Here is a 24949-nt window from a genome sequence, read left to right as displayed (position 1 = left end):
GGTTGTGGGTAGAATGGTGCGATTTCATCCCTTGAATCATTCTGCACAAGGAAGAATAACAATGAAAAAAACACTGCTTTGCCTGAGCGCACTGCTGGCCTTCAGCGCCACCGCCAATAACTTTGAGAACACCGACGATGCCATCCATTATCGTCAGTCCGCTTTTGGTCTGATTGCTTATCAGTTCGGTGATATGGGTGCCATGCTCAAAGGCAAGAAAGAATTCAACGCCGATGTGTTCGCACAGCGCGCTGCCAATGTAGCCGCCCTGTCAAAGCTGCCTGCCGAAGGCTTTATCGATGGTTCTGACAAAGGCAACACCGAAGCCCTGCCCAAAATTTGGGAAAACAAGGCCGACTTCGACAGCCGTATGACTGAATTCCAGAATAACGCTGCCAAGCTGGCTGAAGTCGCCCAAGGTGGCGACAAGGACGCCATCAAGGCGGCCTTTATGAACACTGGCAAAAGCTGCAAAGGCTGCCACGACAATTACAAGAAAGACTGATCTGACGTTGTCACATAAAAAAGCCTGCGAATGCAGGCTTTTTTATTGCAAACAGTACTCACAACCCCTGAATCGCTGGCCAAAGCAACAAGTAGGCCACAGGTAAGGCCACCAGCAGCAACAGAATGGCAGCTTTCCAAAGCGGCGCAAAGCTGATGTCGGTGTTCACGTCAATCTCGTCACGGCGTCTGCGACCAGTCACCATGGCGCCGAGCAACTTATCGCCCTTGAGCAGGTGCCACAGCACCGCCAGCACATGCACGCCAGCCAGAATAAGCAGCAAATTGAAATTGCGCTTGTGCAACCAGGTAAGCCAGGAGGCAGTATCGCTGCTGACCATGCTCACCAAAGGCCCTTCGGTAAAGACTTCATCGGTGGCAAACAAACCCGACACTAATTGCAGTGCCAAACATAGCAACAGTACCAGCACCATATAGCCACCCAACGGGTTATGGCCGTGGTGCCCCTTCACGCCTTCAGTAACAGTAGTTTTGGCGTACCGGATTACCGTCAGCGGATGGTGCAGGAAATGGGAAAATCGTGCCGTATCACTGCCAACAAAGCCCCACATAATCCGAAACAGCAACAGTGCCATCAAACTATAAGCAAAAACCTGATGCCATTGCATCTCACCTGCTTCAGCACTCCACCAAAGCAACCCGAGCAAGGTCACCATCAACCAATGAAAAAGCCTGACCGGCAAATCCCACACCTTGGCGTGCATCATTGCGTCCTCCGCATACACAGGAAATAGCCTGAAAAAGTATCCGGATAGTAATCAAATCGGGGAGGAAAGAGAAGGAAATGAGTGTAAGCAGAGGTGAGTTATTCATTCGAATATGCGCCTCTTTTGGGGCACATTCAAGCAAATCCGGGGCTTTTTTTGGCTTTTTGATTCAAGCGTTCAAATATGAAGCGAACAGTATTTCATCCTTGATAAAACGTGATTTTACTCACGACTTTCACTGGGCAGATTGGTAGTCTGAAACCACGGAAACAAAAAAGAGGTTCGACAATATGTTGAAAATCACCAGCAAACAGTTCGAAGTTACCACTCCCATCCGTGAACGCGTAGAAAGCCGCTTTGAAAAGCTTGAACGCCACGATGTCCAGCTGATTAACCCACATGTCATTATCAGCCAGGAGAAAGCCCTCTTTAAAATCGAAGCCTCTGTTGGCGTACCTCAAGGAGATTTATTTGCCCAGGCGAAACACGAAAACCTGTATGCAGCCATTACGGCCATGGGACAAAAGCTGGAGAAACAGCTCAATCGCCTGATCCACAAACCCGAAGCCAAGCGCAATGAAGCCGCCCCCGAGGCCCCAGAAGCCGACTTGGATGATGATTACGAGGAGGAATACGCAGCTTGACCGCATCTAGTCTCAACCACAGCGCACCTCCGGGTGCGCTTTACTTTTCTGCACAGCTTGCAGATTTTTTGATTGACACCCCAAGGCTCGCCCATTAGTTTTAAAGGCCATGAAAACACCCGTATTTGCAGTTTTTACTTTCTTTTTTATTCACTTCCCCTGTGGAGGCGGATTTTCGGTGTAAAAACGAAAGTGAAAATTCAAAAGCCTCCCGCCAAACCGGGGGGCTTTTTTGTTCGTAGGCAGTTAACACACAGAGGTCAGCATGGAGAAACCACAGCCCCTGAGCGAAACCCGGGAGCAGATCACCGACATCGACAACACAGTGCTGCAATTGCTGGCCAAACGCCGCAACCTAAGCCTCGAAGTGGCACGCAGCAAAGAAGTGGATGTACGTCCAGTGCGCGACACCCAGCGCGAGCGTGAGCTGCTGTCTCGCCTGGTGCAAAAAGGCCGTGAACAAGGGCTTGACCCCCACTTCGTGATGCAGCTCTACCAAAGCATCATCGAAGATTCTGTACTCAATCAGCAGGCCTATCTCCATGGTCGCGCCAACCCTGAGACTCAAAAGCAGCAGTATTGCATTGCCTACCTGGGTGCCCGTGGTTCTTATTCTTACCTCGCTGCCAATCGCTACTGCCAGCGTCGTCAGGTCGATATGGTGGATTTGGGCTGCCACAGCTTCGATGAAATCGTGCATGCGGTTGAGTCCGGCCATGCCGACTATGGCTTCCTGCCAATTGAGAACACCTCCTCCGGCTCCATTAACGAAGTCTATGATGTGCTGCAACACACCAGTCTGGCCATCGTCGGAGAAACCACCATTGAAGTGGGTCATTGCCTGCTGGCCAAGCCCGGCGCCAAGGCCAGTGATATCAAAACCCTCTACGCCCACCCGCAGCCAATAAGTCAATGCAGCCGTTACCTCGCCCGCCATCCGGGGCTCAAACTCGAGTACTGTGCCTCCAGTGCCGAAGCCATGGAAAAGGTGCAGGCGGCAGATAGCAAAGATGTTGCCGCCATCGGCAGCGCCGAAGGTGGTGCCCTGTACCAGCTGGAAGCCATCGAGAAAGGGCTTGCCAACCAAAAGGTCAACCAGAGCCGCTTTATCGTAGTCGCCCGTAAGGCGGTGGCCGTGCCTGAGCAACTGCCGGCCAAGTGCACCCTGATCATGGCCACCGGCCAAAAGCCCGGCGCGCTGGTGGAAGCTCTGCTGGTTCTGAAAGCCAACAATCTCAACATGAGCAAGCTGGAAAGCCGCCCCATTCCCGGCACCCCATGGGAAGAGATGTTTTATCTGGACATAGATGCCAATCTGGCCAGCGCCCCCATGCAACTGGCGCTGAAAGAGCTTGAGCGTATTACCCGCTTTATCAAGGTACTGGGCTGTTATCCCTGTGAAACAGTAGCGCCAACTCAGCTCTCCAACGCCCAATTGCTAATAGAGCCCGAGCATTTCCGCGCCGAACCGCATGAGCCTGCACCCCCCCAGACTCAGCCTGACGATACAGTACCTGCGCGCCACAGTCTGGAATACAAGGAAGCCGTCAGCGAAGTGCAGTCGGGGTCATTAGTGATTGGCAATGGCAACACGGGGGCATTGGCTCAGTTTGCCCTGCCGGAAACCCTTGAAGGCTTTGAGCCCTTCTTAAAGCAGCTGAAGACTGCCGGTTTTGCGGGTCTGGTATTGGATAACCTGTCTGAGCAACCGTACCCAGCCAAGGCGCTGGACGCCTGCGTCAAGGCAGCCGAAAAGTTTGGCCTTGTAACGGCGGCAGCGGTGGACAGAGAAGAGGAACTGGAGCATGCCATCTCCCGGGTCGAGCTTATCCTTATCAAGGGCAAGCAAATGTTCAACCGCCCCCTGCTTGAGCGGGTTGGCAAACTGCACCTGCCTGTGGTGCTTGAGCGCAATACCATGGCCGATATCGATGAACTGCTGGCTGCGGCCGATGTAATTCTCGGCGCTGGCAATCAGCAGTTAATGCTGTGTGAGTCAGGGGTCAGCAGCTTTAAGAGCAGCAGTCTGGCTACTCTGGATCTGGCAGGCTTGGTGGAGCTGAAAGCCCGCAGCCATCTGCCGGTGCTGGTCAATCCAAGCTATGCGGTCACGCCGAATGCCTGTCCACGTCAGGCCAAGGCGGTAAGAAACCTCGGTGCCGATGGCTTGATGCTGGAAGTGCCGCTGGATGCCACTATCGCAGAAAGCCATTACAGCGATACCCTGCGACAGTTTTTTATCTGAGTCATAACCTGGTGAACTTACCATGTGAAAAAGGGGCCGACAGGCCCCTTTTTGCTTACTGCAATTATCCGTTACTCGATAGAGTTGGCCGCTTGCTCACGGCGCATCGCCGACTGAATCGCAACACCATCAATCAGGCTCACCCAGCCCTTCACGATTCGCAACACAAACCAGGCGAGCACGGCCACCAGCGCTGTGGTAGCCATCCAACCAGCTGGAAGCCAATACCAGACTGCAAAACCAAAAGCCAATCCCAACATGGAATTACGCTGCCACTTAAGGTGAGTAACGCAAATGCCACAGCAATCGCTTTTGCGCAGGGATAAATTCAGCGCCAGCGCAATCAACACCGGCAGCAACAGGGGAAAGGCACTCATCAGCCCATATTGCAGATGAATAAGGCTGGTATCCTGGGCGGTGGCGTGGGGCAAACTCAGTTGGGCCATGGTGCGCTCCGATAAGGCTGACGAGAGTCGATAATTCGAACCGTTTTCAAAATTGTGATCACGACCCTGTTTTAACCTTACTTTCCCAATGGCAAAAGCGCAACCAAGGCCCGAAAAAACAACCCAAGTATATTTGCCGATACTGACTTAAAGCTTAAGACTCAAATCTGAAAGTGCCCGCGTGGAGCAGGCAAGCACCATCCCTTTGGCCTTGTCTTCTTCACTGAGCGTCATTTCCGACAACCGCAAAACCTCGCCCTCCAGCACCTGACACTTACAGGCGCCGCATACCCCACTGCGACAGGCGGCAATAATCGGCAGTTTAAGCGCTTCTATCCCATCGAGCAGCAGCCCAGACTCACCCAGCGGATGCACCTTATCCCCCACCTTGAGCATAAAACCCGTGGCCGTTCCTGCCGCTGGTGCAGATTGAGCAGTTGGCGTACCAAAGCTTTCCTGATGAAAACGGGACATGGCAAATCCGGCCGCTTGTACCATGTCTGCAACCGCTGCCATGTAGGGCTCAGGCCCACAGACATACAGGGTTCGCTCACGCCAATCACTGCACAGAGTCTCAAGCGCCGGCAGATTCAAACGCCCCGGCAGGACACCGGCATGGGACCAATCGGGGCAGGCTCCCTGCTCAATCAGATACCCCAGGCGAAAGCCCGGATGGCCATTGGCCATGGCTTCAAGTTTGCTGGCAAAAATCAGGTCGGCCTGCGTTGTCGCACTGTGAATAAAGGCAATATCGGCGCCGACTCGGGTATCAGTAAGCCAGCGGCTCATGCTGAACATGGGGGTAATGCCACAGCCAGCGCTTAAAAACAGATACTTTTCGGCCGGGATATCCACCAGATTAAAGCTGCCTGCGGGCCCCAGTGCATCCAACCCATGACCGGGTCTCAGGTTATCAATCAGATAGTTTGAGACTTGACCGCCATGCACCCGCTTAACCGTTATGCTGATGCTGTAAGGTCTGGATGGCGATGACGACAAGGTATAAGCACGGCTATAACACTCACCGGCTATGTCCAGCAGCAAAGTAATGAATTGCCCCGGCTTATAACAAAAACGAACAGGCTCACCGGCCGCTTCAAAACGGAATGTCACCACATTGTGGGTTTCATCTATCCGCTCAATACAGCACAAACGAAAGGGTCTGGGTTGCGGTAATTCCTGCCAGGGTTTGGCCGCAAGCAGCGCGGCGTCCCGGTTATGACTCATGATGTTTTCCCCTAAAAAGACGGCGCCAGGCGCCGCCTTGCATCCACTCAGGCGACATTCAGAATCGCATTCAGATCGGCCTCGACCGTGGTGGTATTTTTAAGGCCAAAATTATCCTCGAGCACCTTAAGCAGGTTGGGAGTCAGAAACGCTGGCGGCGTCGGGCCAGTGCGAATATTCTTTACGCCCAGCGACAGCAGAGTCAGTAAAATCACAATCGCCTTTTGTTCAAACCACGACAGCACCAAACTCAGCGGCAGCTCATTGATGTCGCACTCAAACACCTCTGACAGGGCAAGGGCCAGCTGAATCGCTGAGTAGGCATCGTTACACTGACCAATGTCCAGAAGTCTTGGAATACCGTTGATATCACCGAACTCCAACTTATTGAACTTGTACTTACCACAGCCAAGGGTCAGGATAAGGCTGTCGTTCGGCGTTGCCTTGGCAAAGTCGGTAAAGTAGCTGCGCTCGGCTTTATCACCATCGCAGCCGCCCACCAGGAAGAAGTGGCGGATGCTGCCATTTTTTACATTCTCTACCACAGCAGGCGCCGCCGCCATCAAGGCATTGCGGGCAAAACCTATGGTGATTTGGTGAGGGATCTCATCGTAAAGGAAGCCCTCCAGTGACAACGCCTTATCAATAACAGCCGAAAAATCATCCCCTTCCAGATGCACAACTCCGGGCCAGCCCACAATACTGCGGGTAAAGATCCGGTCGGCATACTGCCCCACATTGGGGTCGATAATGCAGTTGGAGGTCATCACCACGGCACCGGGAAAATTGGCAAATTCCTTCTGCTGATTTTGCCAGGCACTGCCATAGTTACCCACCAGGTGAGGGTACTTTTTGAGCGCCGGATAAGCCAGGGCCGGCAGCATTTCGCCATGGGTGTAAACATTAATGCCCTTGCCTGCAGTTTGTTGAAGGATAAGCTCAAGGTCTTTCATATCATGACCCGACACCAGAATAGCCCTGCCCTTAACCGGCTTGGTGTTGACCTGCGTTGGCTCTGGATGACCAAAGGCAGCAGTCTCGCCCTCATCCAACATGGCCATCACCTTGAAGTTAAGCTGGCCTATATCCATGGCTGCTTTAAGCAGGGCATCGGCGTCTGCGCTGTCTGTGCCGAGGAAGGCCATAATGCGATGAAACTCAGCAGCAATCTCAGCGGATTGCTGCTCAAGCACACGGGCATGTTCCATATAGGCCGCAGCCCCTTTAAGGCCATACAAACACAGTAGCCTTAATGCCATCACATCCTCATGGACCTCGCTTTTGCCCAGATTGGGCAGCGCAATCTTGGCCTGCTCCAACAGCTCAGGCTTTGAAGTGGCGAGCAGCAAAGAAGCACTGTCTGGTAAGCTGTCGAGGCGAACACCCGCAGCTTGAGCGGCCTCGATGCATTGGGCTTTGAGTTGATTGCGCAGCGCCTCTGCCTTTTTGGCATACGCTATGATGCGCTCATCATCAAAATTCACATTGGTCAGGGTCGCAAAGAAGGCTTTGGGCACAAAGGTATCGGCTTCTGATGCGGGCAGGCCAAGTTCATTGGCTTTTACCGCCCAGGCTGATACGCCTTTGAGCATATAAATCAGTAGATCCTGCAGATCTGAGGTGGATGCAAGCTTGCCGCACATGCCCTGAGCATAGCTGCAACCGTTGCCGGCTGGGGTACGAATGGTCTGTTCACACTGAATACAAAACACGACTTTGCTCCTTATATTTTCATGCTTTATTTATGCATGTTAGAGGCGAAGCATACGGATATTACTGCATTTACAAAGCAGCAAATCTTAAATCCTTGAAGCAGATCATCTTAAGTAGTTGCTGATTTATAACAGAAAAAGCGCCATTGAGGCGCTTTTTTAGGATTAGGAACAGCGAGTTAAACCGAACGCATATCGTTAACCGATTGCAGCATAGCCCGGCTCTCGGTGAGGAACTGTTGGGAGTAATTGCCAAACCAATTTGAGACTTCATTAAAGCGCTCGATAAAACCGGCGCGATCACCAGCTTTGAGCAACTCCAGTGCATCACGGTAGTTATCGAGAAAATCCGAAATCGCTGTCAGACTGTCTTGCTGGGCGAAAATGATGTCGGCATACAGCTCACCGCTCTGGGCAAAAAGTCGCCCCACCATGGCCAATTCCAGGCGGTAGATGGGTGAACTGAACTCAAGCAATGTGTCTATATCTGCTTGCTCGCGACACAAATTCAAGCCATAAACAAAGGATGAGAAGTGACGCATCGCCTGCACCAGCTGCATCGCCTTATCGTGCCGACTTGCATCGGCTTCAACCAGCCGTGCCCCCCAAATGCCTATCTGCTCCATCAACCACTGATACTTGTCGCTTTCACGGCCATGACAAACTACCACCACCTGTTTTGCAAGGCTGCCCACATCAGGGCCGAACATAGGGTGCAACCCCACCACCGGGCCATTATGAGTCTCCAGCATGGCCTTAAGCGGCGCCCCCTTAATGGAGGTGAGATCTGCCAATACACAATGCGCAGGCAAGTTGCCAAGGCGCTCACGGATGAGCTGGCAGGTAGTAGCAATAGGCACAGTCACCAGCACCAGCCCGGCAGCTTCGAACAGCTCATCGGCATGATCCCAGTCATCTTTGTCCAGTAGCCGAACTTCGTAGCCGGATAAAGCAAACATCTGCGCAAACAGTCTGCCGAGTTGCCCTTGCCCTCCTATGATAACGATATGGCCAAGTTCAGGATTGACCTGCTTGAAGCCAACATCCTTTTCACTCATGTAGGACTCGCGCATCAAACGCCTGAGAATATCTTCAATCAGCTGTGGGCTCACTCCTATGGTCTCGGCCTCGGCCCGGCGCTTACCGAGCATGGCCGCTTCCCGCGCAGGCGCGTAAATTGGCAGACCCGCCGCGTGCTTGACAGTACCAACCTGTGCCACCAAATCGAGACGCTTGCGAAGCAACGACAGTAACTGGCTGTCGACACCATCAATCAGGCCCCGTAAGTTCTCGAGTTCGGCAGTGGTCTTTTCGGTCATATCAAATATCCTGTCAGCCATTGGCAGCCCTTGGCATGGCAAAACGCTGGGGAATAACCCCGGCGAGGGTCTTGGCACCATCACGAAGCAAGGTTTCGGTACTCTGCCAGTCGATGCAGGCATCGGTGACAGATACGCCGTATTTAAGCTCAGACAGGGGTTTGTCACAAGGCTGATTACCGGCATTAAGGTGACTTTCCAGCATCACGCCAATAATGGCGTCACTGCCGGCGGCAACCTGAGCAAACACATCGCGGCACACAGGATCCTGACGCTTATGATCTTTGGAGGAATTGCCGTGGCTACAGTCGATCACCAGCCTGGGGTCAAGACCAGCCCAGCGCACCTGGGTTTCACATTCGGCTACACTGGCAGTGTCATAGTTGGGTTTGCTGCCACCACGAAGAATGATATGGCCATCGGGGTTACCGTTGGTTTGCAAAAGCGCTACCTGCCCCTGCTGGTTAATGCCCATAAAACGATGGCCGCTGGCCGCCGATTTCATCGCATTAATAGCCACATCCAGCTTGCCGTCGGTGCCATTTTTAAAGCCTACCGGCATGGAAAGGCCAGAGGCCATTTCCCTGTGAGTCTGGGACTCAGTGGTACGGGCACCGATGGCCGACCAGGTGATAAGCTCAGAAATGTATTGGGGGCTGATGGGGTCAAGGGCCTCCGTAGCCACCGGCAATTCAAGCTCGGCAAGGAAAATCATCAGCTCACGGGCAAGTCGCAGCCCTTTTTCCACATCGAATGACTCGTCCATGTCCGGATCGTTAATCATGCCCTTCCAGCCCACAGTGGTACGTGGCTTTTCAAAGTAGACCCGCATCAGGATAAAGAACTCATCCTTAAGCTCATCATGGAGCTTTTTAAGCTTAAGGGCATATTCTTTTGCTGCCGCAATATCGTGGATAGAACAGGGACCCGCCACCACCAACAAGCGTGGATCGCGTTTGTGGACTATATCGGCCACGGTGCGGCGGGAGCGCAAAATGTACCGGTACCCATGCTCGGACAATGGCAGTTCGCATTTAAGCTGCTCGGGCGTGATAAGCACCTTCTCGGCGCTGATGTGCACATTGTTGATGGTATCTTGCTGCATGGGATCACCTTTTGTGTTTAACCGCGCTGACACTGCCCCATAGACAACCTCAGCTGACATTTGTAAATTCCAACATGTAACACTGTAATGCTACACCATTACATCTAAAGGCACAGTGTGCCTGTTTAGCCAGCGGCCTGCAAGCTCAGATGATAAAAATTCATTCAAAATTCGTGGGGGTGCCGCCAAAAGGCGGGAGTAAAGGCGTGGCAGCGGCAACGTTGGGCTGGCGACAAAAACAAAAAACCGCCACGAGGGCGGTTTTTTGTGCGAACACTTGCGTCTTGTTTAGGCGATTACTTGGTCGCCAGCTTCTCACGGATACGTGCAGACTTACCTGAACGATCACGCAGATAGTACAGCTTGGCGCGACGAACGCGGCCACGACGCTTAACTTCGATGCTTGAAATCAGAGGGCTGTGGGTTTGGAAGGCACGTTCAACACCTTCACCGTTAGAGATCTTACGAACGGTAAAGGCTGAGTGCAGACCGCGGTTACGCTTGGCGATTACTACACCTTCGAACGCCTGCAGACGCTCTTTGTCACCTTCTTTAACGCGAACCTGAACCACTACGGTATCACCTGGGCCGAAATCAGGAACGTCTTTTTTCATTTGCTCATCGTTGAGCATTTTGATGATGTTGTTCATGTAAACTCCATACTAGTATTAACTGCGCTACGACTTCTGTGGACTATCCATTTCGTCGACAAACTGGGCCAAAAGGCGGGTTTGTTCGTCAGTCAGAGCTAGATTTTCAAATAATTCCGGCCTTCTTAAAAAAGTTCTTCCGATACTTTGTTTAAGACGCCAGCGTCTAATGTCTTCGTGGTTGCCACTGAGCAACACTGCCGGCACATCCAGTCCATCCAGGGATTCGGGCCTGGTGTAATGAGGACAATCGAGCAAGCCGTCGGAGAAGGAGTCCTGCTCCGCCGAAGCCTGTTTTCCCAGCACGCCGGGAACCAGACGGGACACTGCATCAATCAGGGTCATAGCCGGTAACTCACCGCCCGAAAGCACGTAATCACCTATTGACCATTCCTCGTCCACTTCAGTCTGAATGATGCGCTCGTCAATACCTTCGTATCGTCCACACACCAAAATCAGCTTTTGCGAACCTGCCAGTTCAGTCGCGCCGCGCTGTGTCAGCTTGCGCCCCTGAGGCGACAGATAAATCACCTTGGCACCGTCACCAGCCGCCACACGGGCAGCCTGGATGGCATCTTTCAGAGGTTGCACCATCATCAGCATTCCCGGGCCACCGCCATAAGGTCGGTCATCCACGGTATTGTGCCGGTCATGGGTGAAATCACGGGGATTCCACGTGTGCAACTCCAGCAGGCCATTCTTAATGGCCCGACCCGTGACCCCAAAATCAGTGATGGCACGAAACATTTCGGGAAACAGGGTAACTACCCCTAACCACATGTTTGGTACCTCGATTTAGAAGTCAGGATCCCAATCCACAATAATCTGTTTTTCCGCCAGCTTGACCTCAAGGACAAACTGGTCGGGAAGAAACGGAATCATACGCTCCGTTTTGCCGAAAGCATCTTTAGCGTTGGCCTTCACCATGAGTACGTCGTTGGAGCCTGTTTCCAGGATCTGATCAACCACACCCATGTTGTAGCCCTTGGTGTTGATAACATCACAGCCAATGAGATCGCGCCAATAGAACTCGTCTGAGGGCAACTCTGGCATTTGATCCGCCAGGATCCCAATCTCACAGTTAGTGAGCATCTGGGCCTGATCCCTGTCATTCACGCCTTCAAGGGCAGCCACAACTGACTTCCCATGAAAACGCCACTGGGACACCTTCACTTCGCGCCACTTTCCCTGTTCGTTAAGAAACCAGGGAGAGTAATCAAAAATACCTTCAACGGAATCGGTATAGGCCGTGATCTTCAGCCAACCTTTAACGCCATAGCAGGAGCCGATTTTGCCCACTACTACCGGCTGTTGGTTACTGCTCATCAATCTATACCTTTACGCCATTAAGCAGCAGCTTTACGGGCGTCTTTGATCAGCTTGGCTACGCGATCGGTAGTAGAAGCACCGTTGCCTACCCAGTGATCAACACGGTCCAGATCCAGACGCAGAGTTTCTTCCTGGCCTTTGGCCAGTGGGTTGAAGAAACCAACGCGCTCGATGAAACGGCCGTCACGGGCATTGCGAGAGTCAGTTACTACGATGTTGTAGAAAGGACGCTTTTTAGCGCCACCACGAGCTAAACGAATGGTAACCATGCGTTTTTTTTCCTCTAATGATTTGCCGAAGCAAAAATAAAAACTGGAACCCTGTGTTCGCGGTAGAGTCCCAGTAAGAAAGCCGAAGAATTTTACCTGAGTTTCAGGCGAATGCAACCGATACTGGCCATTTTTCCGGCTGCACCAAAAGGATTTTAGCGGCCTGGCATCTTCATGCCACCTGGCATCATACCGCCCATGGCGCGCATCATTTTCTGCATACCGCCTTTGGAAGACATCTTTTTCATCATCTTCTGCATTTGGGTGAACTGCTTGAGCAGACGGTTAACGTCTTGAATTTGTGTGCCAGAGCCCGCGGCGATACGACGCTTGCGCGAGCCCTTGATGATATCCGGGTTACGGCGTTCACCCGGGGTCATGGAGTTGATAATCGCCTCCATCTGACGGGTCATCTTACCATCCTGAATTTGTGCCATGGCCTCGGGAGGCAACTGGCCGACACCGGGCATTTTCTCCAGCAGGCCCATCATGCCGCCCATGTTCTTCATCTGCTGCAGCTGCTCGCGGAAGTCTTCCAGGTCAAAATTGCCACCGGACTTCACCTTGGAAGCCAGCTTCATCGCCTTTTCTTTATCAACGCCGCGCTCAACCTGCTCAATCAGGGAGAGCACGTCGCCCATACCGAGGATACGCGAGGCTACACGGTCAGGGTGGAATGGCTCGAGGGCATCGGTCTTTTCGCCGACACCGAGGAACTTAATAGGCTTGCCGGTAATGTGGCGGATAGACAGTGCAGCACCGCCACGGGCATCACCATCAACCTTGGTCAGTACCACACCGGTAAGCGGCAACGCTTCATTAAAGGCCTTGGCGGTGTTGGCCGCGTCCTGACCTGTCATGGCATCGACCACGAACAGGGTCTCAATTGGCTTCACCGCTGCATGCAGTTCTTTGATCTCGTCCATCATGGCATCGTCTACGTGCAGGCGGCCGGCGGTATCGAGAATAACTACATCAATAAATTTAAGCTTGGCGTGGCCAATGGCAGCCTTGGCGATGTCGATGGGCTTTTGGCTCACATCGGATGGGAAGAATTCCACTTCCACTTCATTTGCCAGGGTCTCAAGCTGCTTGATAGCGGCCGGACGGTACACGTCGGCACTGACCACCAGCACAGATTTCTTCTGTCGGGTACGCAGGAACTTGGACAGCTTTGCCACCGAAGTGGTTTTACCGGCACCCTGCAGACCTGCCATCATAATCACGGCGGGCGGCTGGGCAGCCAGATTCAGGGCCTCATTGGCCTCGCCCATGGCTTTTTCAAGCTCGCTCTGAACGATTTTGACAAACACCTGGCCGGGGGTCAGGCTCTTTGCAACCTCCTGCCCTACCGCACGCTCTTTAACGGCATTTACGAATTCACGGACAACCGGCAAGGCCACGTCGGCCTCCAATAGCGCCATGCGCACTTCACGCAGGGTGTCTTTAATGTTGTCTTCCGTTAAGCGACCGCGACCACTGATATTCTTCAGTGTACGCGACAGTCTGTCGGTCAGGTTCTCAAACATCGTCCAGTGCTAACCTATAAGAATTGTCAAAGTTGGCCTGTATTATAGCGATGCCAGCGGTTTATGCTACCTGCCAAAGCGCGCTGCTAAGCCGCGATGGTAATAAAGCGCAGCTAACAATCAGAATTGGCTAAAATTTGCAACTCACATCACTGCCCATTTGCGCAAGGGTCGTGTTATTCTAACTGCCGAATCTTTAATCCCGCTTTCGCAATGCGAAGCCCAAGAGCAACGATTAAGTAGGTTGATACCCCATGGTTCTTTTCTCTGCCTCAGCCATGTTTTTTTACTGTATCGCCCTGATACTGGTCACCAGTCGCCTGTTTCATGCACAAGGCCCCAATCGCCGTGCGGTTGCCGCCGTGGCCTCGATAGCAGTAGTTCTGCACGCCGCGGCACTCCAGCAGGCTATTTTTACCGATGACGGTCAGAACTTCAGTCTCACCAATGTAATTTCACTGGTGAACTGGATTATCGCCTTTACCTTCAGCGTGCTGATTTTCCGCCTAAAGGTGATAGTAGTGGTGCCGGTAGTCTATGCCTGTTCGGTGCTGTCGGTGGCACTGCTGTGGTTGGTACCGCCCAAGTACATCACCCATTTCGAGCATAACCCTGAGGTGCTGGCACACGTGGTGCTGTCGCTGATGGCCTACAGTGCCCTGATGATTGCAGCGCTCTATGCCATTCAGCTGGCAATGATCCAAAAGAAGCTCAAACAAAAGCAGTTAATGTTAAGTCCGGCGATGCCGCCTTTGATGACGGTGGAAAAACAACTTTATCACCTGGTGATTATTGGAGTGATTTTGTTAAGCCTTGGCTTGGCCACCGGTTTTATCTTCCTCGATGACATGTTTGCCGAAGGCAAGGGGCACAAAGCCATTTTGTCGATTATCGCCTGGTTTGTGTACATCATTATGCTGTGGCAGCAGTACTCGGTAGGTTGCCGTATTCGCACTGCCATCGCCTATACCCTGACCGGGGCGACCCTGCTTTCACTCGCCTACTTTGGTGCGCGAATCGTTAAAGAGCTTATCCTCACTTAATTGAGAGCCAGGGCTTAGCTCCCTGGCTCACTTGACACCCCTTTAAAATGCCAGTATTTACTAACTTCGCCCGGCATTAATGGAGCCCCCTGCTTGGAATCAATATCGACCGGAACACTGCTGCTGTCTCTGTTAGTGTTAATCCTGATCTCTGCCTACTTCTCAGGCTCAGAAACCGCGATGATGTCCTTAAACCGGTACCGTTTGCGCCATCTGGCGACCAGCGGTCACAAGGGTGCCAAGCGTTCGCTCAAGCTTCTAGACCGCCCTGACCGCTTGATTGGCCTTATTCTGATTGGCAACAACCTGGTAAATATTCTGGCGTCGGCGATTGCAACTATCATCGGTATCCGTATTTGGGGTGACGTCGGTGTGGCAATTGCCACTGGCGTATTAACGGTTGTGGTATTGGTGTTTGCCGAAGTCACTCCAAAAACTGTAGCCGCTCTGCATCCTGAGCGTATCGCATACCCCTCGAGCATGCTGCTGAAATGGCTATTGGTGGTATTGCAGCCCCTGGTAAAAGTGATGAATATCATTACTTCCGGTATTCTGAGACTGATTGGTATTCGTAACGTAGCCACCAACGATGCTCTGAGTCAGGAAGAGCTGCGCACTGTGGTACACGAGGCTGGTGCCCTTATTCCCCAACGCCACCAGGATATGCTGCTGTCGATTCTGGATTTGGAGAAGGTGACGGTGGAAGACATCATGATCCCCCGCGCCGAAATCTACGCCATTAACGTTAATGACGATTTTAAAGTCATTAACCGCCAGGTGGTTACCAGCCCACACACCCGGGTGCTGGTTTATCGCGACACCATCGACGATGCGGTCGGCTTTATCCACTTGCGCGATGCGCTACGGCTTCAATCCAAAGAGCAGTTCAGCAAATCCACCCTGCTGCGGGCAGTGAAAGAGCTGTACTTTATCCCTGAAGGCACCCCACTGAACGTGCAGCTGGCCAATTTCCAGCAAAACAAAGAACGCATTGGTCTGGTCGTGGATGAATATGGTGATATTCAGGGTTTGGTTACTCTGGAAGACATTCTGGAAGAGATAGTCGGCGATTTCACCACCTCCATGGCGCCAGCCGCATGTGACGAGATATTCCCACAGGATGACGGCAGTTTGCTGATTGACGCCGGCATCAACATACGCGAGCTTAATAAAGAAATGAAATGGGACTTGCCCACCGACGGCCCCAAAACCCTCAACGGGCTTATTCTCGAATACCTGGAAGAAATCCCCTCCCCCAACACCAGTATGCGCCTAGAAGGCTACCCGATAGAGGTGATTGAAGTAGCGGAAAATATGGTTAAAACGGTACGGGTGATGCCAGATCTGTACCAAGCACCGGTGGCAGCAAAAAAGACGCCTTGAGCGTCTTTTTTCTTAGCTATTATCCAACCACTTTCCAGACTGCCTTTCCAATCAGGCCAGCGATTTCAACCGCCTTTTCTGGCCGCTTCCAACGCCCTGCGGGCTTCAATGGCTTTTGGAGTGATTTCCTTATCGAGCTCTTTCTCAAGCCCCATTGCAAAGTAAAGCTCGGCCATTAAAAAAAATGGCCCTATCAGCAGCTGGGTTAAATCATCAATAAAAGCCGGTTTGGCTTTCTCGTATTGATGGCCAATAAGCTGAAACACCCAGCCAATGACAAACACCGCCGCAGCAATCCAGCCTGCATGGGGGACGGCCGCCATCTTATCCGAGGTATAAAGCACCGGCAGGATAAAAATCAGCATACCTACGGCGAGGCGCAGATGCAGCTTAAGGTAGTAGGCAAGCACTATCAGGGTAAAGACCATCGCGGCGCTGGCCTGGCCAAAGCTGCCAAGCTCAAAGCGGATCAGCCCAAGCCAGACAAAGGCCGACCAGATGATAAGCGGAATGCCAACAAAGTGGGTTTTGATGTTGGTCGGGTTCAAATGCACACTCTTGTAGCGTGTCAGCTGCTCGACGGCGGTCTTCATAATACTCTCCTTGGCATGGGTTCTTATTGTGGTTTTACTGCCTGATGGGCGGACTGCGCCGCACCAAATGGTACGAGTGTGCCAGTAGAGCAAAGAAAGCAGCCGCTGACAAGCCACCTTTCACCAGCCACAAAAAAGGGAGCCAGGCTCCCTTAATCTTATCCACTCAACAGAGTATGGCGGTTGCCACCGCATAATGCCGCTCATCGGCGATGGACAGGCGTATTTGACTGCCGCCAAGCTGCTGCATCCGCTCCAGCGCCCCGTCGGTGAGGCGCACACAGGGCGCACCATAATCGTCGCTGTAGGTCTCGATATGTTGAAACGATACACCGCGGCCTATGCCGGTTCCCAGCGCTTTGGCAACTGCTTCTTTGGCGGCAAAGCGTTTGGCCAGATACAGCTCCCGCTGACCACTGGCAACAAAGATAGCCAACTCAGACTCGGTCAGTACCCGCCGCGCAAGTCGATCGCCGCCGCGCTCAAGCTGACGGCGAATGCGCTCAATCTCAACGATATCAGTCCCCAGGCCCAGCACTGACATTACTCGCCCCGGCGACCTTCAAGCATCAGCTGCTTCATGTCGCGAACGGCTTTATCAAGCCCATCAATGGCGGCGCGGGCTACAATCGCATGACCAATGTTCAGCTCATACAGTTCGGGAATAGCAGCGATAGGCTTGACGTTATGGTAATGCAGGCCGTGGCCGGCATTCACGGTAATACCAAGGCCGTGGGCATATTTCGCCATGGAGGCGATACGCTCGAGTTCGGCTTCGGCGTCTGCCTCAGTATGGGCATCAGCATATCGGCCGGTGTGAATTTCGATATAGGGCGCACCTACTTCGTGAGCCGCATCAATTTGCGTCTTGTCGGCATCGATAAACAGCGACACCAGAATGCCCTGAGCTGCCAGACGCTCAACAGCGGCGCGGATTTTATCTTTCTGCCCTGCCACATCCAAACCGCCTTCGGTGGTCAGCTCTTCACGTTTTTCAGGCACCAGACATACATAAGTGGGTTTAACCTCACAGGCTATGTGGAGCATTTCTTCGGTGACCGCGCACTCGAAGTTCATCCGGGTTTTAAGGGTCTTGGCCAGCAGGTAAACATCACGGTCGATGATGTGGCGTCTGTCTTCACGCAGGTGAATGGTGATGCCGTCGGCACCGGCATGCTCAGCCACCGCAGCGGCGTGTACAGGATCCGGATAGTCAGTGCCACGGGCCTGACGCAGGGTGGCGATATGGTCGATGTTCACGCCCAGAAGAATGCGGCTCATCGGGTACTCCTTCACTTTAGTATTAGCGGTTTTGGCTGGCATTGTACTAAATACGCCCCCGCACTTGATATAGCCAAGGGTGCAATTTGCCATCTGCCTCAATGAGAGTTTTGCGGATAAGGCCTACAAAGCGCCAGAAGGACTACTCAGAGCGGGAGCGGTTGGCAAAAAGCTGACGACTGACCAGGGGTTTTTCACCTACAAAGGGCGCAAGCAAGGTGCGAAGAAGTTGCTTTGCGGCAGCAAAGTCCTGACTTTCCAGTGTCTGATCTGCGAGCGCCAGCAGCGTCCGGCCGGGAATGGCGTTAGCCTGTAATGAGGTCACCAGGCCGCCTTCGTTGCCGGGGCGATAACCGAGTCCCGCTTCAATGGCGTCACCGCTGGCATCGAGGATAAGTGACGGACAGGCCCCAAGCTCCATAAGCAGCTTCAGCTCAAAATAGCGCAGCTGCGGCTGGCTGAAGTTTCGGGCCATGGCCATCAGGGTTTGGTGGTAATCGAAAAAAAGCCCCTCGCCACCGTGGCTGTGGCTTAGACAGCGCATCAACAGCTCGTTGAGGTACAGGGCGGCGTAGAGGGCATCACCCTGCAGCGGAATGGCAGGTGCGTAGGCTTCGGGCTGGTTCAGGGTTTTAAGCTCGCCCCTGCCCGAGAGTGAAAACAGCAGTGGCTGAAAGGGTTGCAGCAGCGCCCGGCTGGAGCGCTTGCCGCTGCCGAGCCGTGCCACCGCATCGACCCGGCCTGCGCCATCCACCAACAGGTTAACGATGGCGCTGTTTTCCCGATATGGGCGCGAATGCAGCAGGTAACCCCTTTCCATCGCCGCCCCGGGATTAATCTTCGCCGTAACCCAGGCTGCGCAGCGCCCGTTCGTCGTCGGCCCAGCCGGATTTCACCTTCACCCACACTTCCAGAAACACCTTGTTGTCGAACAGGCGTTCCATGTCTTTGCGGGCCTCGGTGGCAATGGTGCGAATACGCTCGCCTTTTTTACCAATCACCATCCGCTTCTGGCCATCGCGCTCAACCAACACCAGGGCGTTGATTTGATAAACACCGTTTTCCATCATCTTGAACTGCTCGATTTCCACAGTGGCATCGTAGGGCAGTTCATCACCGAGGAAGCGCATCAGCTTTTCACGGACGATTTCAGAGGCCATAAAGCGCTGACTGCGATCTGTCACATAGTCTTCAGGGAAGAAGAACACAGACTCAGGCAGCGACTCGCGGGCGAGTTCAAGCAAACGCTCGACGTTGGTGCCCTGTTTGGCACTGATGGGCAAAATCTCATCGAATTCATATTTCTTTGAGACTTCAATCAGATAAGGGAAAAGCTCTCCCTTTTCCTTAATACCATCCACCTTGTTGATGGCCAGCACTGTCTTGCGGTGTTCGCCGCCACGGCGCAGCTTGTTCAGCACCATCTCATCGTCGGCGGTCCAGGTCATGCCGTCCACCACGAAAATCACCATGGACACATCGGCCAGCGAGCTGGCTGCCGCACGGTTCATCAATCGGTTGATGGCGCGCTTTTCTTCGATGTGCAGGCCGGGGGTGTCGATAAACACAATCTGGTTCGGCCCTTCAGTATGGATACCCATAATGCGGTGACGGGTGGTCTGCGGCTTACGGGAAGTGATACTGATCTTTTGGTTCAATAATTTATTGAGCAAAGTTGATTTGCCTACATTGGGGCGCCCCACAATGGCGACCATACCGCAGTAGGTGACATCGTAATGCTCTTCGGGCTGATTCTGGCTGTTCATGCGTGCCAGCAGATCGTCCAAACTGGGTTCAGACTCGGGCACACCTGACTCGGGTTTCTTGCTCATTGTTTCAATAATTCCAACACTTGAGCCGCTGCCATCTGTTCGGCTTTGCGGCGAGAACTGCCTACGCCCACCACGGGATCGGCAATATCGATAACACGACATTCAACGGTAAAAGTTTGGTCGTGTGCCTCGCCTTCCACCAGGGTAACCAGGTATTCCGGTAAGGGCTTCTTAACACCCTGCAAATATTCCTGCAGCAGCGTTTTGGGATCCTTTTGGCCAACTCCGGGCTTAATCTCGGCTAGACGTTTCTCATACCAGCTCAGCAACAAACTGCGACAAATCTCGAGATTGGCGTCCAGGTAGACGGCACCAATAATAGCCTCTACTGCATCGGCGAGGATGGACTCACGCCGAAAACCGCCGCTCTTGAGTTCACCCGGGCCAAGATTCAGGTAGTCTCCCAGTTTGAACTCTTTGGCAATCACCGCCAGCGTATCACCGCGCACAAGCGTGGCGCGCATACGGCTGAGGTCGCCTTCGGTGGCCTTGGGGAACTGATGGAACAGCGCATCCGAAATCACGATGGAGAGAATGGAATCCCCCAAAAACTCCAGTCGTTCATTGTGCTGATTGGAGGCGCTTCTATGGGTCAGCGCCTGCTCAAGCAGTTTGATATCGCTGAACTCATAGCCCAGGGTCCGGCACAGTCGCGGCAGATTTTTAATCGGCTCAATCATGCTCACTGGATACCGCCTACACGCTCAAAACGTACACCTGTGGGCACCCAGGTTGGCAGGGTGTCTGATGGCTTGCGGTCAAACTCAAAGCTAATCCAAATGGCCACGGCCTTACCCACCAGGTTTTCTTCGGGCACAAAGCCCCAGAAACGGCTGTCGGTACTGTTGTCGCGGTTATCACCCATCACAAAGTATTGACCTTCCGGCACCACAAACTCACCGGAGGCAACGCTGCCTTTACGATAAAACATACCGCGCATATCCGGGCGGGCGGGATTAATCAAAATTTCGTGCTCAACCTTGCCAAGCGTCTCTTTGAACTGCTTAAGACGCACACCATCCTGCATAAATTCACTGTCACCTTCGGCAATGCGCCCAACTTTGGCCTGCACACTCTCGCACACTTGTTCCGGGGCACAAGCCCTTTGAATATAGAGTTCTTTATTTTGATAGAACACGCGGTCTCCCGGCAGGCCCACTACACGCTTAATATAGTCAATCTTGGGGTCCTGGGGATATTTGAAAACCACAACATCACCACGTTCCGGCTTACCTGTCTCTATGATTTTATTGCGCCACATAGGCTCTTTAATACCGTAGCTGAATTTTTCCACCAGAATAAAATCACCAACCAGCAGGGTTGGCATCATGGAGCCAGACGGAATTTGAAACGGCTCGTACAAAAATGAACGCAACACCAGAACAAAAGCGATTACCGGAAAAATGGAGTGAGCAGTCTCAACAATGTAAGGCTCTTTGGTAATTGCTTCCGCCGCTTCATCTGATAACGAGGCATTGGACGACTGGGCCACCGCCAGCGCGGCTTTACGCTTGGGAGCCTGGAACAATACATCAAACAACCAAATCAAGCCTGAAACCAGGGTGACTATCACCAGAATCTGAGAAAAATACGCAGCCATTAAAGGGGTTACTCCTTGGCGTTAAAAGTGATTGGCTTAACTCTTCAAGCGGCACACCTGCCTTTTATGAAGAGCCAGTCGCTTTGGTGAGCATACCCCTGAACATTCATCTCCCGGGATTTGCTAACCAAAGCGCCGCAAACTGCGGCGCCTTGTCGATGTTTTACTAAGCAGGGCTTAGAGGTGCAAGCAAAAGAATGTGATCAATCGTTAAGCTTGAGTACCGCGAGGAAGGCTTCCTGCGGAACCTCCACGTTACCCAACTGCTTCATCCGCTTCTTACCTTCTTTTTGCTTCTGCAGCAGTTTCTTCTTACGTGACACGTCACCACCGTAACACTTGGCGGTTACGTCTTTACGCAGCGCCTTCACGGTCGAGCGGGCTACCACCTGGTTACCCACGGCTGCCTGAATGGCAATATCGAACATCTGCCTTGGGATCAGCTCTTTCATCTTTTCCACCAGCGCAATGCCCTTGTGGCGGATATTAGAGCGGTGAATAATCATCGCCAGCGCATCAACGCGATCGCCGTTAATAAGCACGTCCAGACGCACCATGTCTGCCGGCTCGAAGCGAATGAAGTTATATTCCAGCGAGGCATAACCTCGGCTGGTTGACTTCAGACGGTCGAAGAAGTCCATCACCACTTCGGCAGCGGGAATATCATAGGTCAGTGCCACCTGATTGCCGTGGTACACCATGTTCTTCTGAACACCGCGCTTTTCCACACACAGGGTAATAACGTTGCCCAGATACTCTTTCGGCACCAGAATGTTGGCCTGAACGATAGGCTCACGCATCTCTTCGATGTAGTTAATTGCCGGCAGATCGGATGGGTTATCCACATACACGGTTTCGCCGTTGGTCAGAACCACCTCGTATTCCACAGTCGGCGCCGTGGTGATAAGGTCCAGATCGTATTCACGCTCCAGACGCTCCTGGATGATTTCCATGTGCAGCAGCCCCAGATATCCTATACGGAAACCAAAACCCAGTGCTGAGGAAGTTTCAGGCTCAAACTGCAAAGATGCGTCATTGAGGCTGAGTTTGTTCAGCGCATCACGGAAACTCTCATAATCATCAGTGGAGATGGTAAACACACCGGCGTATACCTGAGGCTTAGCCTTCTTAAAACCCGGCAGCGGCTTTTCAGCACCGTGCTTGGCCAGCGTCAGGGTGTCACCCACGGGTGCGCCGTGGATCTCTTTGATACCGGCGATAACATAGCCTACCTGACCGGTTTTCAACTCGTTTTTGTCATGCATCTTCGGTGTAAAGATACCGACGCGATCCGCGTTATAAGCCTGGCCAGTACTCATCACCTTAAACTTATCGCCCTTCTTGAGCACACCGTTCTTGATACGCACCAGCGACACAACGCCGAGGTAACTGTCAAACCAGGAGTCAATGATCAGTGCCTGCAGCGGCGCCTCTGGATCGCCCTTTGGCGGAGGGATTTGTGCAACGATAGTTTCGAGCACATCTTCCACACCCAAACCAGTCTTGGCAGAGCAGCGCACTGCATCACGGGCTTCAATACCAACAATATCTTCAATTTCGGCGGCAACGCGCTCTGGCTCAGCCTGAGGCAAGTCTATCTTGTTAAGAACCGGAACCACGTCCAGATCCATTTCCAGCGCTGTGTAACAGTTGGCCAGGGTCTGGGCTTCTACCCCCTGACCGGCATCCACCACCAGCAATGCACCCTCACAGGCAGCCAGTGAACGTGATACTTCATAGGAAAAGTCCACATGACCGGGGGTATCAATAAAGTTCAGCTGATAGGTCTCACCATTTTTAGCGGTGTAGTCCAGAGTCACACTCTGGGCTTTAATAGTAATGCCGCGCTCACGCTCAAGATCCATGGAGTCAAGGACCTGTTCGGCCATCTCACGGTCCGTCAGACCACCACAAACCTGAATAAGACGGTCAGACAGGGTGGACTTGCCGTGGTCGATATGGGCAATGATGGAGAAGTTTCTAATGTGTTTCATTCTTCGGTAATGACCAAACTAAAAATGGAAGACAAAATCAAAGGTGCGAAATTGTACCCGATAACGGGGGCAATACCAATCTGATCCGCGGGAAAGTCAGACAGCTTTGGTCAGGCAAGTGGGTTCCAGCGCTTTACCCAGGCGGGCGAGAATGACAGGTTGAGTCTGATGCTCAAGATTTTTGGCAAGCCGCTTGCCCCAAAACCAGCTAACAATAGCCCCTAGCAACGAAAACACCACACTGGCGGATTCGCTGCCAAAACTTAAAGCGGAGCCAGCCATTTTTCCGCCCACGGCCCCCAGCAGCAAACCGGCCAGCGGCAACATATACACCAGCGCTGCGGCTTTGAGCAGGCTGGATTCCGGCAGACCGAGGCGAATAAGCTCGCCTTCTTCGAAGGCTTCAGTGCTTTTGATGGCGAACTGCTGGGTTTTACCGGCAAAGGCACTGGCTATTGCGCCAGTACCACAGTTTTCGCTGGCAGCGCAGTGGCCACAGGCGGTTTTGACTTCCACCTCGACCGTCAGCCATCCGGAGGATTCGACCCGAACTACCCGGGCCAGTTCTTCCATCATGAAGGGTTATCCAGTGCCAGACTGCGAATAATGCGGCTTAAGGTAGCCATGGGTACCCTGCCAACCGCAACCACCTCCGCATTGCCGACCTTTTCAGTCACCAGCCCAAGACCATTACGTGTAAGAAGCTCATCGGGCATGGGGATTGAACCCGCACGGCCCACGTACACCGAAATATTGGCGACACCGTCGGTGAGTGCCACATATTCAACCGGCTCCTGTGAGCCCATCAAGCGATGATGATCCCGCGCGACAATGCGAAACCCTTCCGGCAACCAGCTGAAGGTCCAGTTTTGGCCATCGTGTCTGTCCAACTGGCTTATGACGGGCGGCCAATCCTGCTTCACGGCTTCGACCAGCAAGGGTGCGGGCTCCTCAAGCACAATCAGTTCGACGACCATAATCTGTTCAAGTAGTTCCTTCTCTTCCGTCAGCAGTTCATATCGCAGCGGCAGAAAGGTTTCCATATCGAGCCAAACCTGCAACGGATAACGGTGCGTGTCATTGGGAATAAAACGGATAAGCTGCCCGGGACGCCCGGCAATGCGACTACGGCCACCCAGTACAAACTGGTATCCGGATTCGATGTCGCTGATATTGCCGGCAAATACAGTGGGCCATAGCCCCTGGATCCGATCTGCATTAACGCTGAAAGCGGGTTGGTCGTGATCGATAAAGGTCACTGTATGGCCTATGCGCACCGCATTTTTAATAGGGCCATTCAGATGTTCAAGAAAGGCCACTTCCTCACCAGCCACCTTGCCATGAAGGTAAACCATAGGACGAATATGATCTGCCTGCAGGTGAATGACCGACATCTTGAATTGTTCTTGATTGAGCGCCCGGCTCATGGATTCGAGCCAGGCTTTAGCGGAAAGGTCCTCGGCCGCTGCGGGCAGAACCAGGGCCACAAGGGCCAGGAGAATGAATCGCAAGCTAA

General features: G+C 53.0%; 26 protein-coding genes and 1 other annotated feature. Of the genes, 5 read left to right on the top strand and 21 right to left on the bottom strand.

The window, feature by feature from the left end; all coding sequences use genetic code 11:
- The first annotated feature begins 61 nt into the window (after window positions 1-61).
- Window positions 62-505, top strand: coding sequence for a cytochrome c (locus ABYK60_RS00225; RefSeq protein WP_372869715.1), 444 nt, complete (start codon window positions 62-64; stop codon window positions 503-505).
- Between the two features lie 58 nt (window positions 506-563).
- Here the strand turns inward: ABYK60_RS00225 and ABYK60_RS00220 are convergent, their stop codons facing one another.
- Window positions 564-1232 carry a cytochrome b/b6 domain-containing protein gene (locus ABYK60_RS00220; protein WP_372869713.1) on the bottom strand — a complete coding sequence of 223 codons (669 nt, stop codon included), beginning with the start codon at window positions 1230-1232 and terminating at the stop codon, window positions 564-566.
- Between the two features lie 290 nt (window positions 1233-1522).
- Between ABYK60_RS00220 and hpf the strand changes: the two genes are divergently transcribed.
- Entirely contained in the window at window positions 1523-1876 is a 354-nt protein-coding gene (gene hpf, locus ABYK60_RS00215) for a ribosome hibernation-promoting factor, HPF/YfiA family (protein ID WP_372869711.1), read from the top strand.
- A gap of 111 nt (window positions 1877-1987) precedes the next feature.
- Window positions 1988-2113 (top strand) — a sequence feature (Phe leader region).
- Between the two features lie 28 nt (window positions 2114-2141).
- Window positions 2142-4121 (top strand): chorismate mutase, encoded by a 1980-nt coding sequence (locus ABYK60_RS00210; RefSeq protein WP_372869709.1) that lies wholly within the window; start codon window positions 2142-2144, stop codon window positions 4119-4121.
- Window positions 4122-4192: 71 nt separating this feature from the next.
- Here the strand turns inward: ABYK60_RS00210 and ABYK60_RS00205 are convergent, their stop codons facing one another.
- The 10 genes from ABYK60_RS00205 to ffh form a co-directional block, all read right to left on the bottom strand.
- Window positions 4193-4567: a hypothetical protein gene (locus ABYK60_RS00205; protein ID WP_372869707.1), complete on the bottom strand. Its 375-nt coding sequence runs from the start codon at window positions 4565-4567 to the stop codon at window positions 4193-4195.
- Window positions 4568-4714: 147 nt separating this feature from the next.
- Entirely contained in the window at window positions 4715-5794 is a 1080-nt protein-coding gene (locus ABYK60_RS00200) for an FAD-binding oxidoreductase (protein WP_372869705.1), read from the bottom strand.
- A 47-nt stretch (window positions 5795-5841) separates the two neighbouring features.
- The gene (gene hcp / locus ABYK60_RS00195) at window positions 5842-7506 is read right to left on the bottom strand and encodes a hydroxylamine reductase (RefSeq protein ID WP_372869703.1); all 1665 of its coding nucleotides are present in this window, start codon (window positions 7504-7506) and stop codon (window positions 5842-5844) included.
- A gap of 179 nt (window positions 7507-7685) precedes the next feature.
- Window positions 7686-8825 (bottom strand): bifunctional chorismate mutase/prephenate dehydrogenase, encoded by a 1140-nt coding sequence (gene tyrA, locus ABYK60_RS00190; protein ID WP_372869701.1) that lies wholly within the window; start codon window positions 8823-8825, stop codon window positions 7686-7688.
- A 13-nt stretch (window positions 8826-8838) separates the two neighbouring features.
- On the bottom strand, window positions 8839-9930 hold the full coding sequence (locus tag ABYK60_RS00185; RefSeq protein WP_372869699.1) for a 3-deoxy-7-phosphoheptulonate synthase: 1092 nt from the start codon (window positions 9928-9930) through the stop codon (window positions 8839-8841).
- A gap of 296 nt (window positions 9931-10226) precedes the next feature.
- A complete protein-coding gene (gene rplS / locus ABYK60_RS00180) occupies window positions 10227-10580 on the bottom strand; it encodes a 50S ribosomal protein L19 (RefSeq protein ID WP_214506693.1) in 354 nt (117 codons plus the stop codon).
- A 27-nt stretch (window positions 10581-10607) separates the two neighbouring features.
- The gene (gene trmD, locus ABYK60_RS00175) at window positions 10608-11360 is read right to left on the bottom strand and encodes a tRNA (guanosine(37)-N1)-methyltransferase TrmD (protein ID WP_372869697.1); all 753 of its coding nucleotides are present in this window, start codon (window positions 11358-11360) and stop codon (window positions 10608-10610) included.
- A 15-nt stretch (window positions 11361-11375) separates the two neighbouring features.
- Window positions 11376-11906 carry a ribosome maturation factor RimM gene (gene rimM, locus ABYK60_RS00170; protein WP_126166023.1) on the bottom strand — a complete coding sequence of 177 codons (531 nt, stop codon included), beginning with the start codon at window positions 11904-11906 and terminating at the stop codon, window positions 11376-11378.
- Window positions 11907-11926: 20 nt separating this feature from the next.
- Complete coding sequence (gene rpsP, locus ABYK60_RS00165; protein ID WP_011759006.1) at window positions 11927-12178, bottom strand: 30S ribosomal protein S16; 252 nt, start codon at window positions 12176-12178, stop codon at window positions 11927-11929.
- 155 nt (window positions 12179-12333) lie between these two features.
- Entirely contained in the window at window positions 12334-13707 is a 1374-nt protein-coding gene (gene ffh, locus ABYK60_RS00160; protein WP_372869694.1) for a signal recognition particle protein, read from the bottom strand.
- A 254-nt stretch (window positions 13708-13961) separates the two neighbouring features.
- On the opposite strand from ffh, the gene ABYK60_RS00155 reads away from it, so the two are divergent.
- Together ABYK60_RS00155 and ABYK60_RS00150 are read left to right on the top strand one after the other, a co-directional pair.
- On the top strand, window positions 13962-14750 hold the full coding sequence (locus ABYK60_RS00155) for an inner membrane protein YpjD (protein WP_372869693.1): 789 nt from the start codon (window positions 13962-13964) through the stop codon (window positions 14748-14750).
- Between the two features lie 93 nt (window positions 14751-14843).
- On the top strand, window positions 14844-16133 hold the full coding sequence (locus tag ABYK60_RS00150) for an HlyC/CorC family transporter (RefSeq protein WP_372869691.1): 1290 nt from the start codon (window positions 14844-14846) through the stop codon (window positions 16131-16133).
- A 65-nt stretch (window positions 16134-16198) separates the two neighbouring features.
- On the opposite strand, the gene ABYK60_RS00145 is transcribed toward ABYK60_RS00150, so the two are convergent.
- The 10 genes from ABYK60_RS00145 to ABYK60_RS00100 all read right to left on the bottom strand — a co-directional run bounded on the left by ABYK60_RS00145 (window position 16199) and on the right by ABYK60_RS00100 (window position 24944).
- Window positions 16199-16726 carry a DUF962 domain-containing protein gene (locus ABYK60_RS00145; protein ID WP_372869689.1) on the bottom strand — a complete coding sequence of 176 codons (528 nt, stop codon included), beginning with the start codon at window positions 16724-16726 and terminating at the stop codon, window positions 16199-16201.
- 166 nt (window positions 16727-16892) lie between these two features.
- The gene (gene acpS / locus ABYK60_RS00140) at window positions 16893-17270 is read right to left on the bottom strand and encodes a holo-ACP synthase (protein ID WP_372869687.1); all 378 of its coding nucleotides are present in this window, start codon (window positions 17268-17270) and stop codon (window positions 16893-16895) included.
- Window positions 17270-18007 (bottom strand): pyridoxine 5'-phosphate synthase, encoded by a 738-nt coding sequence (pdxJ, locus tag ABYK60_RS00135; protein ID WP_372869686.1) that lies wholly within the window; start codon window positions 18005-18007, stop codon window positions 17270-17272. Before pdxJ ends, acpS begins: the two co-directional genes overlap by 1 nt.
- A 142-nt stretch (window positions 18008-18149) precedes the next feature.
- Complete coding sequence (gene recO / locus ABYK60_RS00130; RefSeq protein ID WP_372869684.1) at window positions 18150-18827, bottom strand: DNA repair protein RecO; 678 nt, start codon at window positions 18825-18827, stop codon at window positions 18150-18152.
- 13 nt (window positions 18828-18840) lie between these two features.
- The gene (gene era, locus ABYK60_RS00125; RefSeq protein WP_240589844.1) at window positions 18841-19839 is read right to left on the bottom strand and encodes a GTPase Era; all 999 of its coding nucleotides are present in this window, start codon (window positions 19837-19839) and stop codon (window positions 18841-18843) included.
- Entirely contained in the window at window positions 19836-20516 is a 681-nt protein-coding gene (rnc, locus tag ABYK60_RS00120; protein ID WP_372869890.1) for a ribonuclease III, read from the bottom strand. Before rnc ends, era begins: the two co-directional genes overlap by 4 nt.
- Before the next feature lie 5 nt (window positions 20517-20521).
- Complete coding sequence (lepB, locus tag ABYK60_RS00115; RefSeq protein WP_372869682.1) at window positions 20522-21439, bottom strand: signal peptidase I; 918 nt, start codon at window positions 21437-21439, stop codon at window positions 20522-20524.
- Between the two features lie 203 nt (window positions 21440-21642).
- A complete protein-coding gene (gene lepA / locus ABYK60_RS00110; protein WP_372869680.1) occupies window positions 21643-23433 on the bottom strand; it encodes a translation elongation factor 4 in 1791 nt (596 codons plus the stop codon).
- A gap of 96 nt (window positions 23434-23529) precedes the next feature.
- A complete protein-coding gene (locus tag ABYK60_RS00105; RefSeq protein ID WP_372869678.1) occupies window positions 23530-24009 on the bottom strand; it encodes a SoxR reducing system RseC family protein in 480 nt (159 codons plus the stop codon).
- Window positions 24006-24944, bottom strand: coding sequence for a MucB/RseB C-terminal domain-containing protein (locus ABYK60_RS00100; RefSeq protein WP_372869676.1), 939 nt, complete (start codon window positions 24942-24944; stop codon window positions 24006-24008). The genes ABYK60_RS00105 and ABYK60_RS00100 overlap by 4 nt, the downstream gene beginning before the upstream one ends.
- Window positions 24945-24949 lie beyond the last annotated feature (5 nt).

The sequence above is a fragment of the Shewanella sp. genome, from assembly GCF_041630135.1.
Classification (GTDB): domain Bacteria; phylum Pseudomonadota; class Gammaproteobacteria; order Enterobacterales; family Shewanellaceae; genus Shewanella.
This window is presented reverse-complemented; position numbering and strand designations above follow the sequence as displayed.

Excerpts from the sequence above, each read along its gene's own strand:
- ABYK60_RS00225 (WP_372869715.1), top strand. The coding sequence starts at position 62 with ATGAAAAAAACACTGCTTTGCCTGAGCGCACTGCTGGCCTTCAGCGCC.
- ABYK60_RS00220 (WP_372869713.1), bottom strand. The coding sequence starts at position 1,232 with ATGATGCACGCCAAGGTGTGGGATTTGCCGGTCAGGCTTTTTCATTGG.
- hpf (WP_372869711.1), top strand. The coding sequence starts at position 1,523 with ATGTTGAAAATCACCAGCAAACAGTTCGAAGTTACCACTCCCATCCGT.
- ABYK60_RS00210 (WP_372869709.1), top strand. The coding sequence starts at position 2,142 with ATGGAGAAACCACAGCCCCTGAGCGAAACCCGGGAGCAGATCACCGAC.
- ABYK60_RS00205 (WP_372869707.1), bottom strand. The coding sequence starts at position 4,567 with ATGGCCCAACTGAGTTTGCCCCACGCCACCGCCCAGGATACCAGCCTT.
- ABYK60_RS00200 (WP_372869705.1), bottom strand. The coding sequence starts at position 5,794 with ATGAGTCATAACCGGGACGCCGCGCTGCTTGCGGCCAAACCCTGGCAG.
- tyrA (WP_372869701.1), bottom strand. The coding sequence starts at position 8,825 with ATGACCGAAAAGACCACTGCCGAACTCGAGAACTTACGGGGCCTGATT.
- ABYK60_RS00185 (WP_372869699.1), bottom strand. The coding sequence starts at position 9,930 with ATGCAGCAAGATACCATCAACAATGTGCACATCAGCGCCGAGAAGGTG.
- rplS (WP_214506693.1), bottom strand. The coding sequence starts at position 10,580 with ATGAACAACATCATCAAAATGCTCAACGATGAGCAAATGAAAAAAGAC.
- trmD (WP_372869697.1), bottom strand. The coding sequence starts at position 11,360 with ATGTGGTTAGGGGTAGTTACCCTGTTTCCCGAAATGTTTCGTGCCATC.
- rimM (WP_126166023.1), bottom strand. The coding sequence starts at position 11,906 with ATGAGCAGTAACCAACAGCCGGTAGTAGTGGGCAAAATCGGCTCCTGC.
- rpsP (WP_011759006.1), bottom strand. The coding sequence starts at position 12,178 with ATGGTTACCATTCGTTTAGCTCGTGGTGGCGCTAAAAAGCGTCCTTTC.
- ffh (WP_372869694.1), bottom strand. The coding sequence starts at position 13,707 with ATGTTTGAGAACCTGACCGACAGACTGTCGCGTACACTGAAGAATATC.
- ABYK60_RS00155 (WP_372869693.1), top strand. The coding sequence starts at position 13,962 with ATGGTTCTTTTCTCTGCCTCAGCCATGTTTTTTTACTGTATCGCCCTG.
- ABYK60_RS00145 (WP_372869689.1), bottom strand. The coding sequence starts at position 16,726 with ATGAAGACCGCCGTCGAGCAGCTGACACGCTACAAGAGTGTGCATTTG.
- acpS (WP_372869687.1), bottom strand. The coding sequence starts at position 17,270 with ATGTCAGTGCTGGGCCTGGGGACTGATATCGTTGAGATTGAGCGCATT.
- pdxJ (WP_372869686.1), bottom strand. The coding sequence starts at position 18,007 with ATGAGCCGCATTCTTCTGGGCGTGAACATCGACCATATCGCCACCCTG.
- recO (WP_372869684.1), bottom strand. The coding sequence starts at position 18,827 with ATGGAAAGGGGTTACCTGCTGCATTCGCGCCCATATCGGGAAAACAGC.
- era (WP_240589844.1), bottom strand. The coding sequence starts at position 19,839 with ATGAGCAAGAAACCCGAGTCAGGTGTGCCCGAGTCTGAACCCAGTTTG.
- lepB (WP_372869682.1), bottom strand. The coding sequence starts at position 21,439 with ATGGCTGCGTATTTTTCTCAGATTCTGGTGATAGTCACCCTGGTTTCA.
- lepA (WP_372869680.1), bottom strand. The coding sequence starts at position 23,433 with ATGAAACACATTAGAAACTTCTCCATCATTGCCCATATCGACCACGGC.
- ABYK60_RS00105 (WP_372869678.1), bottom strand. The coding sequence starts at position 24,009 with ATGATGGAAGAACTGGCCCGGGTAGTTCGGGTCGAATCCTCCGGATGG.